Raw genomic sequence first — 14,911 nt, 5'->3', positions numbered from 1 at the left:
CTGTACTTTTGCAGATTGTTGGCTATGCTTTGATTCACGGCCGGGAGCGGCTCTGCCGATTTCGAGAATCTTCTGATGATTCGTTTAAGGAAAAAGGCCATGGATCTTGTGACCGCAGCGATCTCCTCCGCTCTAGCGACATTTGCCAACGAGGCGATCAAAGAATCCGCCAAGAAAACCGTGGCATCGGCCTATGACACACTTAAGGAAAAAATCGCAGAGCGTTTTGGTGCAAAAAGCGAAGTGGTGTCGGTGGTCGAGGAAGTCGAGTCGCTGACGCCGACGACAATTTCGTCTTCGCAGGCTTTCAGGACGCTTGAGAGACTTAATCTCGAGAAAGATAACGAGATCGCGCAAGCAGCCAGAAAACTCGAAGAGTCGTCGAAGGCCGCTAATGTCAATCAGCGGAGCGTAGAAATTCATCTGAAGGACTCGAAAAGCATTGGTTCAGTCTATACAGAGGGCTGCACGAATGTTCGTGTCGAAGGCTCGAACGGATAGCTGCCGTATGCAACCAGGACCTAGAGAGGGACAGGCGAACTTCTGGAATCGAGTCGACCCACATGGCAGAGCCGACCCCAAAAGCATCAGGGCCCGCTGCGACGGCGAACAATCCTTCCAGCTCCTCGTCCACATCATCGGCGAAACCGTCTGATCCCGGCCGCAGAGGCGCTGGTGTGGATGCAACGATCAATCTGGAAAATTCCGAATATAAAGGCTCGGCGTTCACTCAAGGCGACACAAACGTCTATGACCGAAGCACGACGAACAATCACTACGGTTCGAGCGAGCCCACGCTCAAGGATATGCTGCACGAATTGCTGGAACTGCCCCGATTCGAACGGGCAGTTGTCGACGAAGTAGAAAAGTACTCTGCCCTCCTCGAAGAAAGCCGCTTTATTGTTATCCGTGGATCCGCGCCGGACGATCCGGAGCCGCGCGCGGCGGGCCTTTCGATCTTCGAGTACATGCAGGAACGTCGCTCGGGCTTGCATGGGAAGCTGAAATTATTCGAACTATGCGGCGACAACGCCGTCCGTCTCGTAGACTTCGACAATCAGAAGACGTGGCACGATCAGTGCCGCAACGCGGTGTTGCTCGTCGACAGAGGACGGGACCCCGCGACCGAATGCATCGGGGACAGCCTGGTCGATCATCTGATGGACGTGGCGCGCGACATCGAGTGCTATTTTCTGATTGTCGGTTACTACGTCAGCCCGTCGTCGCGGCCGCCAAGAGGCGCAAGCAAAGCGATGCACTATCACGTGTGGAATACGCGCACGAGGAATCAGGCGACGGGCCATCACGACGATGGCGAAATCGCCGCGCGGATGGATGACCCGGCGGAATCAGTCATCCTCCTGACCGCAATACTGTTTCCCGGACTCGGGACGCTGGAATTCCGCGACGTCGTCGACGCAATGCTGCCGCCCGCCGATCTGTCTGAAACGAACAAGGAGAAGGAACCAAAGGAATCGAAGGAACCGGAAACGACAACGCTCGCCCGGTGGCGGCGCGGGGAGCGTGACCGGCTGATCGAGGAGTGCGGACTCGCGTTCGGCATTGATCCTGAAGAGTCGGTCGACCGGGAGTCCGCCACGCTTCCCGGCTATTTTTTTCGCGACCCCGCGCAAAAAGCCCGCTGCTCCGAATTCCTCTTGACCCGCGGTCAGCAACAACTGGTGCGGCATTTCGAGACCCTCACCCGCCGCTACCTACTCGACGCGGCCAGCGAGCGCTTCTGGATCGCTTATCAGCGGTATGTGCTCGAATTGCACGTGAAGCATTTGCGCCCCTTGAGCGTCGAGTGGCTCGAGCAGCTTTACACGACCGCGGTTCGAAACGGGCCGGCCGTCTATTCGCCGCGCAAGTACGTCAGTTTGCTTAGGTATTTGGTGCAACGTTCCGACCTCGAACTGCTAGTGGCCGACACGCTCTCACGGATATCGGCGTCCGCACAACAGGCCGAAGCAGTGTGGGAATGGCATCTTCTGGAAGCAGGCTATCCCGCTGCCGTGCACGAAGACTTGCAGGACAACCTGAATAGCGTCGTCCAGCAGTTGAATCTGGAGATCGCGTATCAGGAAGTGCGGAACACGCTCCAGGACTTCTTCGACTTCATCATAGCGATGACACTCGCTACGCCGGTTCGCGCGGCCGATGCCATGTGCGATTGCATGGCGGGCCCGGACTATCGCGTTCAATTCCTGAGCGTGGCGGGGGCGAATATTCAAGCGAATCCGGTAACCATTCCCTCGATTGCCATCTTCGAGGAGCGTTTGCGCCAGGCATTCGGTGTCGACTCGGGCTACTGGCTCGCCTGTGCGCGCGCCGCGCTCGCAAGCATGCACAGAGACGCGCGCATCCCGACGCAACATGCCCACGCGTGCAACTATCTGTTCGGCTCGCAACCGGCACGGCGCGCCACGGCGTACATGCACATGCTGAGGTGTTGCCTCGACGTCGTGGCACCGGCGCTCGACGCCACCACGCCCGGGCCATTGCTCGACCCGGTGATTGAACCCTTGTTGGGCGAGACGTTGGCATCGAGCGGCATTGTGCTTGCCGACGTCGCCGCGGAGCACGCCGGCTCGTCGATGCGGCTCTACATCGTGCCGCCCCGAGCGCGGGCCCGGCCCACGTCGCCCTTCGCGCTGGATTACGCCGTTGAACCGTACCGCGCGGTCGCGATGGTTCTGACAGCAACCGCGGAAGGTGACGACGGCGCGCAACCCGCGCGCAAGCTTCAGGAATTCGTTGCACCGCTCAAGGCGCCCCGGCATCGAGATTTGCGGGTCCATTTGCTCGGGCGTTGCCGATTTATGCTAGAAACCGCCCGCAGCGAGCGTCAGTCGGCACATGCGATTCAGGACTGGCGCGCGATCGCCGCCGCCACGGTGCGCCTGCATGCCATGCAGCACCTTCTGGCAGCGCTGAAATTAGCGAGCTGACGATGTTTTGCCCCGCACCCGCGTCCGAGCGCAAGCATGACGGAGACCTTTGAATGAACCTCAATGAACTCGATCAGCTGGTTCGCAAGATCGATCCTGAGAACTTTTCCGAAGCGGCTCACGGTCCGGGCTACCGCGTGGACGTGGAAGACAAGGACCGGTGTGTCATTCATGAAGACGGTCTCCTTAAGCGAATTTTCGCGAGGAGGGAGGTCCCGCAGTACTACGTGAAAAGGCTGCCTTCGCCGTTGGTTGTCAAGTCATGGGAGTTCGTTTGGTCGGAAGGGGCAAGTGCGATCGCACTCGAGTTCACGTCGACGTTTGCCATACACGTGACGGAACCGATGCAGGCATGCCTGCTCGTCGGAGCGCTTTCCAACACGGTGGCAACGGGCCAGTCACTCTTCAATCTGATCGAGGAGGCGCTGCACAAGTCACTCGCACGCATGTCCTCGAGCGCAGGCATGAATGCGAACCTGCTCGCGAATTTTCGCGACTCCGCGGTCGGCATCGGAGAGTCGATGGACCTGAACAAGGAGGTGTCTGAGGATGTCAGGCATGCCTTGGGTTGCGCCGTCTTTCGCATTGGCTTCGTGTTGAAGCATGTTCCGCCCATGCAAATTACCGTGGAGTCCAGCGACGAATTCATCCTCGCGGACAGCACGAAGGCGCGCACGGTCGAAACGAAAGCGCTTTTGCAGTTCGACAACTACCAGACCTACAAGAAGGCAGCGCTGGAAAGCGAATCGGCGATCCGTAACGCGATTCGGCATTCGATCGCGGAGGCGGTCCGGCGCAATCTTTTCGCGGTGAAGTATCACGATGTCGTCAAATCGTTTTCCGGAGTAGAGAATTCCATCGAAAAGAGCATGCTCGCGGACATCACCGCCGATGCGCGGCGCCTGGGATTTCGCGTGCACATGTTCCAGAGCTTTCCCGACATCGCCGCGCTCGAGCTATTGCGCGGCATCCGGATCGACATCGCTGCGGAGACGTTGAAATCCCGGCCCAAAGACTCGGTCGGCTATGTACAGATCGAAGTTGCGCTCAGCGTCAAGGCCAGCAACCTCGACCTGCTTCACCGTCTGATCGATCCCGACGACAAGCAGAAGCTCGATCTGGTAATCGCGCAACGCGTTCGGCAGATTTGCCAGGACGAAATCCAGAAGATCGGGCGGCAGGAGTTCAATCTGGGCTTTGACGAAACCGTCGTGCCTCGGCTCGAGCGTGTCATCGCCGAGGGGCTCGCGCACTATGGCCTGGAAACGGATGTCATCAAAATCATTCAGGCGCCCACGGATGAATCCGCTCGCTTTCGGGCGCTATGCAGCGAACCGCCCTTTCCGTTCGTGGCGACGATTTCCGCGCAAGCGGACGATGGTCGGCAGGACAAGATCGACGTCGAGGGAAGGATCGAGATCACCGGCATGCTTGAGGGACGCTGGAGTGAATTTGAGAAACGCGACTACGGTTTTCGGAGCGACTCGAACTGGTCGGATGAGCGCGTCAGGAACCGGGCGAAGGAACTCAAGCTGCCCTGCTCGTCGGGCGGGGCGCTTTCCTCCGCCGAGCGGCAGTCGCTTGCGATCGCGTTCGAACTGGACGATATACGCGATCGTGTCGTCATGGTGCTGACCGAGCAGTTTTCGAAGGTGTCCTCGCTCGCACGGCAATGGAAAACCGTGCGCCGGAGCGGCGAAATCTCGCAAGCCATGCAGGCGAGCGCCAGCGAGGCCATTGGCAGCGAGTTCGGTCTGGCGATCTCGCTGCGCGCCTTGACGAGGCATGACACAGCGACGGAAACGCGTACAGCAACGCTCCTGGATACCGAGCAGGAAGTCGAACTCGGGCTCGAGCAAACCGATGCGCAGGCCCTGCTCGAGCGTCGCAGGAAAATAGAAGAGCTGAAGATGGACCGGCTTCAACGCGCCCATGACGCGGAAATGCTCGCTCACGAGGAAGCGGTCAGAAACAACGAGATCGTTCCGGAAGTCCTGTCCAACAAGGTCGATGAAATCTATGACGAGGACAAGCGCGCCCGAGGCACAAAGGGCGGGGGCGCGACCGATCTCGCTATTTCGCCGCGCGAGACATTACGCTCCGGGAAATTGCCCGGAGCGCAAAGCGGGGGGCGAGACAAAATGCTCCTGCCTGGCGAAGGGAGGCGCAAATCAAAGGGCTGACGCACCGCCCGAACGCGCCACCGGTACGACGCTGCTCAGCTCGTTGGCCCAGCGATCCATGTCCATGTTGCCGTCCGAGAGGTACTCGTCGAACTGACGTTTCATGATGGCCGTGGCACGGGCCTGCTGAACGAAGCCGTTGCGGTTCTGGTTGTCGGAGACACGGTCCATGGCCTCCATGACCGCGCGCGGCTGAATGCCGCGCATGTCGCGAAAGGACTGCTCGTAGCATTCGCGGGATCGTCTGAGATTGCCCTGAATGACCTGCAATGCGTTCTGGTAGCGCTCGAAAGCTGCCGGATCGGCTCTCGACGCGGAAAGCAATCGCGTGACGACATGCTCCCTTACCACAGCGTCCGCGATGTCCTTGGCGACGACCGAGGCCGCGCGCACAACGCGCTCAGCCTGGGCAGCAAGCGTGTCAATGATCTTCGGCTCTTCGATGATCACCACCTGGTGCGGCTTGTTGGCGACGTTGACCAGTATGAGGTTGAAATAGAGATCGCTCTTGAGGCGGCCGCTTCCAGGCAGCACCGTGATGCGCACGTCGCGGCTCGTCTCGCCCGGCTCGAAAACGAGCTCGCCCTGCGCGGCTTCGTAATTCACGCCGGCTTTTGCTGTCCCGTCCACCGTGCTGAACCGCACCGTCTCGCGACGATTCACGTCGCGCGAACGGACCACTGGCAATGTCAGCGTGATGCCGTTCTGCTGGACGCGGGTCTCGTGCTGCGCGAAATCGACATACTGAAGCGGCGTCGGAAAGAAGATCGCCTTCAGAGCCCACACGACGAGCACCGCGGTCACTGCGACGGCCGCGCCAACGGCAATCCGGCGAGCGCGTACGTCGATGGGTTTGCCTTCGACCAGTGACTGTCCGCACTGGCTGCAAATGACGCCCTGCTTGAGATCGCGCTCCCAAAACGGCTCGTCGGATCTTGCCCGCGCGCAGCCCACGACGTTCGAGCAGTACCATCGCCGGCGCAGTCCAGGTGTCATCGATCGTCTCCGCGATGCACGGTCACGGCTGAAGCAGGAACATCACTTCCTCGCCCAGACGCTTGTTCTGTTCGTTAATCAGGTTGTTGGCGTTTTTCATGGCGCCGGCGGGAGCGGTATCCGAGACCATGGCCGCCTGGCGCACCTGCTGGTTCTGGCTCAGTTCGCGACGTACGCGCTCAAGGTCACTCGTCGCCAACTTCTTGTTGCGCGTCAGATCGGTGAGTTGCCTGGAGAGCCGGGTGTTTTCCGCAAGACGCGCTTTCAACTGGTTATGCAGCGAGTCGACCTGCGCCTGCAAGTCCCCCTCCTTCGCCGACGACTGCTGCACTTTTGCCTGCTCGCGGCGCGCCTCTTTCTGCGCTTGGGCCGCTTGCTGCTCGAGTGCGCGCTGACGCTCGTCGGCCTGAGTGGCGCTCCAGCCGAAAAGGCCGCCCTGGCGGGGATCGCCGGTAGTCTCGCACGCCGATACCAGTGCCAGCAGCGTCAGCGCCGTCAGGATTCGCGGTAGATTTGCCATGTCAGTAGGATCTTCGCTGATCGATCATCTGGAGTTGTGTCTGCGCCTGCTCCAATGCGAGCGCCTGCTTCTGCAACTCACCAATGTTGCTCGAGACCTTCTGGATTTCCGGCGACTGCTGCGAATTGCCCGCCGCGTCGGTCGATGCCGTCCGCAGGACGGTTTGCTGCGTCGCAATCTCCTGCCGAACGTTGGTCAACTCAGCGTTCGTTCTCGCGATCATGGCCGCGGTCTTGCGCCGCTCGTCGAGCATGGCCTGCTGCCGCGTGTCGGCGCTGACAACCTGCCGTCGGAGTTGCTGCCTCGTCTGCTCCAGCGCCGCGATCTGTGCCTGCAGTTGCTGGTTGTAGGCGCGGGCTTGACTGGCGACCTGCTGTGCATGCGCGATCGATGCCTGCAACTGATCCTCACGCGTCGCATAGGCCTGCTTCTGGTTGGCGACGTGATTGCCGTAGAGTCCGCCCGCGAGGCCGCCCGCCGCCGCGCCAGCGACGATCCCGCCGGCCTTTCCGTGGCCGATCAGCGCGCCAATCGCACCGCCTATAACAGCGCCGGCCCCCGCGCCCTCGGCGCGCGTTGTGTCTGCGTCACTGGCGCATCCGCCTGTGAACGCGAGACAGAGCACGGCGATGCCGGACAGGAGGAAGGCGGAGCTTGGCGTACGCTTTGCCGGCGCTCCCCTACGGACATCATTGCCGGCAGCCGAAACAGGGCGCGCTGTTGTCGAGTATCGTGATGGCATTGCGCTTGCTTCCCCCGAGAGAAGATATGCGTCAATGAAAGCGCTGATGCATAACGATAATGCTACAGGAGCGCCAAATCCAATAAGAGAATAACGGGTTCTGGCGAGAGTTCAATCGAAATAGAGGTGTGCGAACGCTTGCCGATTCGGTAATCGGTAAAACCGTGGCGGCGGATACAGGGATAGGCGGACGCAGCGTGTGCTCAATTTCGATCCAGCCTCCCGCGCAATGGCGAGGCGTACGCGAATCGTAGGTGCTGGACACTCACACCGGTTGGGATACGAGCCGAGCAGTGAAACCGTGTTCCTAAATTTGCCGGCGCTGCGATGACGCCAGCGACATCTAATTCATCCGCGTGAACGGTGTGCGATCTCACTTGTTCATGCAATCCATTGCTTGATGATTGATTTCACAATGGCACGTCTGATTGTTGACGAACACCATCCACCATCCGGCGCTGGACATGTCGGTTCTGGATAACAACCTGGAGGCAGCTAGCGACAGACGCACCCGGGATCGGTTTGCCGATCACCTGGCGCCTTCTACCAAATGCCATTGCTCTCGAGCCGCGCATACTTGTCGGGAGTGTCGGCATCGCGCCTTCGACGTTGGACTGCTTGCGGACATGCCTCCTAGCTCCGATGACACCGGCGAAAACTCGAGCCCTGATATCTGTCCCAAAACCTACGGCAATCGGTGCGGTGCGCGCTGTTCGCCCGTCAAGTCGGAAGCCGAAGCCGCGGACGAGGCTCGTGCAGTCGGCCATGCATGGAACCGGCTAGAGATCATACCAAGCGGTCAGTCGCTAAGGGGCTCAAGCGCCGCGGCAAGCGGGGACTGCAGCGAATGGCCTTCGGGGCAGACGCGGAGCTTTTCGAACTCCGCGAGGGAGATACGGTTGATTGAACGCGCGAGGTCGTCGATCGCCACCCAACTGACCGGCACGGCAGCGTTCCGAGCCGGCCGCACTCATCCCTCGGTTAAGCGCTTTTCTTGATCGCGCCCAATTTGGTGCCCAAGCTTCTCTTGATGCTGAAATCAATGTGATACCGCGGCAGGACTGCGGCAGTCAGACCCTCTTCAGACAGGAGCTCGTCGATCTTGTCGTCGGTCCAGTGCTGTGACCCACGCAGTGCATTCGCGCTAAGAACCACCTCGACCAACGACTGTTCGAACCATTCCCGGACGACTTCATTAACGGTTCCGCTCGCACCCGGCGTCGAAGAAAACTGCGCAGACCATCGCGTAACCATATCCCTGAAGATGCGAAAGTCCGAATTCACAAGGATGAGATTGTCCTTACGAAGATACTTCGCAGCACGATCCTCAAGGTCTCCCTGATCTCTCGTTCCCTCAGCGCGGCTGATCCAGCGAATTCGAGGGAAGATGTCTGGCTTCGCCGGCTGACCAGGAACGCCTTTGTCGGAAAGGAAAAGTGCATATGCCGAAGGGACCTTCCCCAATACCCTCCCCGTCGTATTGGCCGTCTTTTCGCTCTGTTTGGCCGACCCATTGACCGGCCCCGCCGATAAAGCGGTGATCTCGCCGTCAACCAGCACCGAGCCGCTCTCCGTCGGCCTGTAGCGGCTCAGGTTGAACAGGTCTTCCACCTGCTTCAAACGATCCCGAATCGAGTCCGAATGGTCGGTCTTCTCGGAGCTCGACGCGACGTCTTCCATCAGCGCAACGATCTCTTTCGGCATGGCCGCGCGAAATTCGTCTTGCCAGTCTGCCCACGGACAGGCTCGACCTGCAATCAAAAGGTGCGTTCGGGCGGTGTTGGTAGTGATCTCGTCGCCGACCGGCTGAACATAGATGACGACGCGGTTATAGCCGAACACAACGCCAAACCCCTGAAGCATTGCTGTACTGGACCGCCCTGAAGTGCTCTCATACAACTCGTCCTGCCATAGAGCGGCGGTGTGTCCGCTGGACGCAATGAAGCCCGAGTTCTGAGTTAGAGCGGATTCTTGCTTCAGTATCCACCAGTGCGCCACTGCATTCTGCAGCGTAAGCGACCCCTTACAAGTAGCGTGTCCATCCAGGTAGCGCTTCTGACCGGTGATGGTGCGCAGCACATTGCGATCTTTGTCGCTGCGGTCAAAGGTCCACCCCTCGCGCGCTTTGATTGTGATGCGGTCCGGGATGTCGTAGAACCGGGTATTGAGATAGCGCGTGACCCATCTCGACGGGCTCGGCGCACCCGCGGGCGCTTCCATTGTGTTCTGTTCTTCTGACCGCCCCATCAGTACGACTTTCGTGCCATGTTTGCCGATCTGACTAGGCTTTACTTCATCGCTTAAATAAGCCCAATGACCGAATGTGCAGTCCGGCCGGACCATCTGTTTCAGACCATACTCACCTGTTTTCGGATCCTTCCAAAGATGGATCATGTAACCTACGCCGTTTTTCCACGACACATATTGAAGCCCCGCAGGATTGCGTGTCGCTGCGGAGATTTTCGCGCCAACGCCGTAGTTAGTAACATGCGATTGGATGCCACTGGAGGAAGACAACTGGTTGATATACTTGACCATCTCGTCGCCGTCCATCCCGGCACCAGTATCAGTAATCGACAAGCGATACACGCCGAGATATTCGTGCTCTAGCCAGTCGACGTCCCACACGATCTCTCCCATCTTGTCGGGCAATCGTTGAATCGCCTCGATCGAATTTTTCGTCAATTCTCGGAGGAATTGCAAATCATCGCAGTCCATCCCTAATCGGTCGAGCATAAAACCCGTGTTCGCGACCTTCAAGGCCAATGTCCTGCTTGGTTTCGGAACTGTACTCATTGAGTGACTCCCTTGTTCGAAAGATGGGGGCACGACCCTTCGATGAGAGGTGTCTCATCCCGGACTGTTCCGTGCGAGCCGAAGCAAGGACGGAAAAGTCGAGATTTCGACACTGGTAAGACTCTGCCTCTTGACTTGAAAAGTCAACGACCGATGCGCAACCGACCTTCCGTTGCGATGCAAGAGCAAAGATTCGAGGAATGTTACTGACGCGGAGTAATGCTGTATTACCGGTCAGAAGCGCTCAGACGCAGCCTACGCCGTGGCTTCGCGTCATTAAGACCTCCTTACTCACGATAACCGCCGCGAGACCGGGAACGTAGCCCCACATGCTGAAGCGAACTTCGCAGTCGACATTGTTCTCGCATCACTTGCCAGCGCGTAGTGTCGCCTTCTGCGGCCGCCTCGTCCTTCCAGGGTCGACGTTCCAAGCTATCAATATAAGAAATCGTTGGTCTGCCGGGTCGCCCGGGAATCTAGACTGCCGTTCGATCTTGTTATGACAAGCGAGCCATGTCACGAACAAACTTGGTGGCAATTGCCCGCAGCCGCTTTACGCCAGATCAAGGACACGCTGCGCGAGCGCATTCTAGATGGCACCTATGCGCCGCACAGCCACATGCCTTCCGAACACGAGCTTTGCGCAATGCTCGGCGTCAGTCGCATCACCGTCTGGCAGGCGCTGGGCGATCTGCAAAAAGAGGGACTTCTGTTCCGACTGCGTGGCAACGGGACCTTCGTGTCGAAGCCTAAGGCGTTCCAGAATGTGCCGCTTGGTCATGCCGATGTTTCGATCGAAGCGACTCTCGCGGACGAGGATATTGCTGGGGCCCTGCGCGTCGAAGATGGCAGCCCTGTGCTGAGAATCGAACGCCTGCCGCACGATGCATCCGGCAATCCGGTCGACTTTGAATTTCTGTATTTCCGCGGGGACGCGTTTCAGTACCGGCAGCGCGTAGACAGTCAGAAAACCCGTGCGCGGGGAAGGAATAACCAATGAATACAGAAGTGCTCGAATACGACATCGTGGTAGTCGGCGGCGGCACAGCCGGACCGATGGCCGCAATCAAGGCGAAAGAGCAAAATCCGGCGCTCAAGGTGTTGCTGCTCGAAAAAGCCAACGTCAAGCGCAGCGGCGCAATTTCGATGGCATGGATGGCCTGAACAACGCCATCATTCCTGGACATGCGACGCCGGAGCAGTAGACGCGAGAAATCACCGTCGCCAACGATGGCATTGTGGACCAGGAGGCGGTGTGCGCCTATGCGCGCCACAGCTTCACTATAATCGAAGAACTCGATCGCTGGGGCGTGAAGTTCGAGAAGGACGGCAACGGCGACTATGCGGTCAAGAAGGTCCATCACAAGGGCGCTTACGTGCTGCCGATGCCCGAGGGGCACGACGTAAAGAAGATCCTCTATCGCCAGCTTAAACGCGCGCGTGTCAACATCACGAACCGTATCGTCGCCACGCGAATTATGACCGATGAGCATGGCCGCGCAAGCGGCGTGTTGGGCATCGACTGCCGCACAGTGTAGTTTTACGTGGTGCGCGCGAAGGCAGTGATCCTGTGCTGTGGCGCCGCCGGGCGTCTCGGCCTGCCCTCGTCCGGCTACCTGATGGGCACCTACGAGAACCTGACGAATGCGGGCGATGGCTACGCCTTGGCATACCACGCAGGCGCCGCGCTCGCGAACCTAGAGTGCTTCCAAATCAATCCGCTCATTAAGGACTATAACGGCCCGGCCTGCGCTTACGTCACCGGACCACTGGGTGAATTCACCGCGAACGGCAAGGGCGAACGGTTCATCGAGTGCGACTACTGGAGCGGGCAAATGATGTGGGACTTCTACCAGGAACTGCAGAGCGGCAATCCTTCGCCGACTACAAGGGCATTGCGCAGCGCCTGGAGTGAGACAGCAGACGGTACGTTCGACGGTGGCATCCAGAATTTGCCTATCAGACAGCGGCGTCGGTCGATATCGCCTCGATAGCAGCGCAATATGTCACCGGCCCGGTCACGTGGGGGCTGCCTTATAGCAATGCGCAATACAAACCCGACGCACACTCGACATTTGGTTTAACGGAGATGTTCGACGTCGGCGCCGGCTTCCTGAACTACCAGCTAACCCCCGCAGCAGTAGCTGGGCTCGGCTAAATTTATACGCACGCCAATGGCAATGGCAATGGCAATGGCAATGGCAATGGCAATGGCAATGGCAATGGCAATGGCAATGGCAATGGCAATGGCAATGGCAATGGCAATGGCAGTGCATCGTACAACCAGGTCTCACTTGCCGGTGACTACAGCCTTTCGAAGCGCACAGACGTCTATCTCGTTGGCGGATGGCAGCACGCGAGCGGCACACAGCGCAACAGTTCTGGCGTTCTGATGCCGGCCGTCGCATCGCGTGGCGATTTTGGCTATAACTTGAGTAGCGCTAATCCAGGCTGTGGTCAGCCTGGGGATCCGTCACAAGTTCTGATCGGAGCGCGTCGCGCGGCTAGGCAAGCGAGGCCGTGCGACGCACAAACAGCGCGGGATCTGCGACCTGGCAACCGTTCAGACGACGTAACGGTTGAAGTCTTGAGCGCGCTCCCCGGGGCGGCGTAGGCACGTGCTGGCAGGCGAAGGCGTCCGAAAAAGCCCCTGGCTCTCGGGGGAATTCTGCCGAAGCATAGCAGGGATGGTCGACGCGGTCTCGGCATCCGCTACCGCCGCATGTCTTCCCTACACACCGGGGATCTCGTGCTGCCGCTCGCAGGTCTGCCATTTCGTGAGCCACGACTTCGCTACCGGTGCTGCGGCAACCGCATTTTCTCGGCCGACGCGCGTGCGATTCTGGGACGCATTGAGGACGCCGGCATGCTGAACGGTACGGTCGCTGCGCTCCTGCGCCGCATCCAGGTCAAGGCCGGGTGTCGAGGCTCGAGGATGTACGCGCAGAGTGATGCCACCTCACGGGACGTCACATGTGTTCGATCGTCGCATTCTTCATTTTCAGAGGCTAAACGCATGACATGCAGTTCGGACATTACGATTGGCGGCTATCCGCTGCGGACCATGCGCCGCTCCTACACTGTGTGGAGCGCTTCAGGCCCGAGGACCGAATCATCCGGTCTCGCAGGAAAGACCAGCGCAATCCCCTCATCAAGGCTTGCCAGAGACCGAACTCGACGCCCAACGGCTCGAGCTGGACTTCGCATATCCGGTGACCGCTGACGACCTGCGCCGGCGCCTGGGGCGCGCGGGGTTCACTCGCACGACGTTGGAGCAGGAGTACCTGACGCACCATCGAGCGCATTCTGGGGAGTCAGGAAATATGTTCTTCAGCACTTATCCCGACTCGGGGAGAGCATTTGCTCGTGCTGAAGCGTATCAAGCTGCCACGCTGGACGACTGGCTTGTGGCTCTCGCGAAGGCCGTCAAAGACGGCGTGACTTATGTCACAAGGAACGTCACGACGCCCAGCGACCTCCTTGTGGACATCATTACTGGTCGGGACCACCCCACCAGTGACAAATTTTGGCCCCGCCACAATCTATCCGGTTTTCCTTGCGCCTCACTCGACAACATGGCGGTGGCGCTGCTGGAGGTCACAAACGGCGACGCATTGTGCGAGCAAGAGGTCTCTATGTTCGTTGAATATCAGGGCGACTCGTCGTTCGACGACATGCGGTTGCGGAAGAAGCCTCGGCAAAACGAAGTCATTTTCGACGACCAAGAAGACATCTAACACAACCGGCGTTTCAGCGAATCGTGGGTGAGCATCGGACATGTATCCCCACGTCGAATGAGTGGATCACGAGTGCGTGCTTCGGGACGAAGCACTCATTCGACAACCGAATAATGGAAAACACTATGGAAGAATGCGTCGTACACGCCACTATCGGTGGCTATCCGATTGCAAGCACTGTCAACAGCTACAACCGCTGGCGCTTCCGGCCCGAAGACCGAATCATTCGGTGCCGGCGAAGGGACCAGCGCAATCCGCTCCCCCATATCATGTCCACCGACAAGTCGGATGCCGACGTGGTCGAGATGCAATTCGTATACTCCACCACCACGGATACTCTGCGCCAACGGCTCGGGCGCGCCGGGTTCAGCCGCGCATCGTTAGACAAGGAGTTTTGGGACTACTACGAAAGGTTTGTCTTCATGTCGGACCCGGGTTCCTTGCACTTCACCGGCGAGTCCGCCGATGCTTACAGTCGCGCCTTCTCGGGCACGCTCGATGATTGGCTTGATGCGTTGGCAGAGGCGGTGAAAGCTGGGGTGACCCCGGCTCGGCGTGCAGCCGACGGTTTCACGCCAACAGGTAATCCGCTCGCAGACATCATCACCGGACCGGACAAACCCAAGTTCGAGGAGCTTCAACCGGCACATGGTCTCCTGGGATTTCCATGCAGTTCGTTCGACAACATGGCAGTTGCGTTGCTGGAGGTCACTGCCGGAAATGCCGTATGCGAGCTGGATGTAACGTCGTTCATCTTGCATCGAGGCGACATCACGTTCGACGACATGCTAGGCCGTAGAGACGAATACTGAACGCAGCGTGCGCGATCTAAAGTCGCGCTCGTGCTCAATCGAACATTGGTCTTCGAGACATCAAGAATTGACGACGTCGCCAGCGAAGTCGCCTGGTACTCTCACAACGGACGCAACACCATGAGCATCAAAAAACCCAACCAACAAGCTGAAGCGAACACTCACAACAAGGTT

10 protein-coding genes and 1 pseudogene are annotated in these 14,911 nt (G+C 59.1%); 7 read left to right on the top strand and 4 right to left on the bottom strand.

Features of this window, described 5'->3' with window-relative positions; translation table 11 throughout:
* Positions 1-99 precede the first annotated feature (99 nt).
* The 3 genes from HWX53_RS11865 to HWX53_RS11855 all read left to right on the top strand — a co-directional run bounded on the left by HWX53_RS11865 (position 100) and on the right by HWX53_RS11855 (position 5,134).
* The gene (locus tag HWX53_RS11865) at positions 100-501 is read left to right on the top strand and encodes a hypothetical protein (RefSeq protein WP_175941028.1); all 402 of its coding nucleotides are present in this window, start codon (positions 100-102) and stop codon (positions 499-501) included.
* Positions 502-677: 176 nt separating this feature from the next.
* Positions 678-2,951, top strand: a complete 2,274-nt coding sequence (locus tag HWX53_RS11860; protein ID WP_175941027.1) for a hypothetical protein — start codon at positions 678-680, stop codon at positions 2,949-2,951.
* 53 nt (positions 2,952-3,004) lie between these two features.
* A complete protein-coding gene (locus HWX53_RS11855; RefSeq protein WP_175941026.1) occupies positions 3,005-5,134 on the top strand; it encodes a hypothetical protein in 2,130 nt (709 codons plus the stop codon).
* Here HWX53_RS11855 and HWX53_RS11850 read toward each other — a convergent pair.
* The 4 genes from HWX53_RS11850 to HWX53_RS11835 form a co-directional block, all read right to left on the bottom strand.
* Positions 5,123-6,130 carry a Calx-beta domain-containing protein gene (locus HWX53_RS11850; RefSeq protein WP_175941025.1) on the bottom strand — a complete coding sequence of 336 codons (1,008 nt, stop codon included), beginning with the start codon at positions 6,128-6,130 and terminating at the stop codon, positions 5,123-5,125. The two genes, HWX53_RS11855 and HWX53_RS11850, sit on opposite strands and share 12 nt — an antisense overlap.
* Before the next feature lie 22 nt (positions 6,131-6,152).
* Complete coding sequence (locus HWX53_RS11845) at positions 6,153-6,650, bottom strand: hypothetical protein (RefSeq protein WP_175941024.1); 498 nt, start codon at positions 6,648-6,650, stop codon at positions 6,153-6,155.
* A 1-nt stretch (position 6,651) separates the two neighbouring features.
* Positions 6,652-7,392, bottom strand: a complete 741-nt coding sequence (locus tag HWX53_RS11840; RefSeq protein WP_175941023.1) for a glycine zipper domain-containing protein — start codon at positions 7,390-7,392, stop codon at positions 6,652-6,654.
* A 981-nt stretch (positions 7,393-8,373) separates the two neighbouring features.
* Entirely contained in the window at positions 8,374-10,188 is a 1,815-nt protein-coding gene (locus tag HWX53_RS11835) for a hypothetical protein (RefSeq protein ID WP_175941022.1), read from the bottom strand.
* A 499-nt stretch (positions 10,189-10,687) separates the two neighbouring features.
* Between HWX53_RS11835 and HWX53_RS11830 the strand changes: the two genes are divergently transcribed.
* From HWX53_RS11830 to HWX53_RS11815, 4 genes and pseudogenes are all read left to right on the top strand, one after another.
* Entirely contained in the window at positions 10,688-11,188 is a 501-nt protein-coding gene (locus HWX53_RS11830; protein ID WP_175941021.1) for a GntR family transcriptional regulator, read from the top strand.
* Positions 11,185-12,062 (top strand): annotated as a pseudogene (locus HWX53_RS11825) (FAD-binding protein); the annotation flags it as partial. The gene HWX53_RS11830 and the pseudogene HWX53_RS11825, both read left to right, overlap by 4 nt.
* 1,284 nt (positions 12,063-13,346) lie before the next feature.
* Positions 13,347-13,925, top strand: a complete 579-nt coding sequence (locus tag HWX53_RS11820; protein ID WP_175941020.1) for a HEPN/Toprim-associated domain-containing protein — start codon at positions 13,347-13,349, stop codon at positions 13,923-13,925.
* 125 nt (positions 13,926-14,050) lie between these two features.
* Positions 14,051-14,737, top strand: a complete 687-nt coding sequence (locus HWX53_RS11815) for a HEPN/Toprim-associated domain-containing protein (RefSeq protein WP_175941019.1) — start codon at positions 14,051-14,053, stop codon at positions 14,735-14,737.
* Positions 14,738-14,911 lie beyond the last annotated feature (174 nt).

It is taken from the genome of Caballeronia sp. BCC1704 (assembly GCF_902833455.1).
Classification (GTDB): Bacteria; Pseudomonadota; Gammaproteobacteria; order Burkholderiales; family Burkholderiaceae; genus Caballeronia.
The sequence above is the reverse complement of the archived record's forward strand: the minus strand, read 5'-3'. Positions and strand labels throughout refer to the sequence as shown.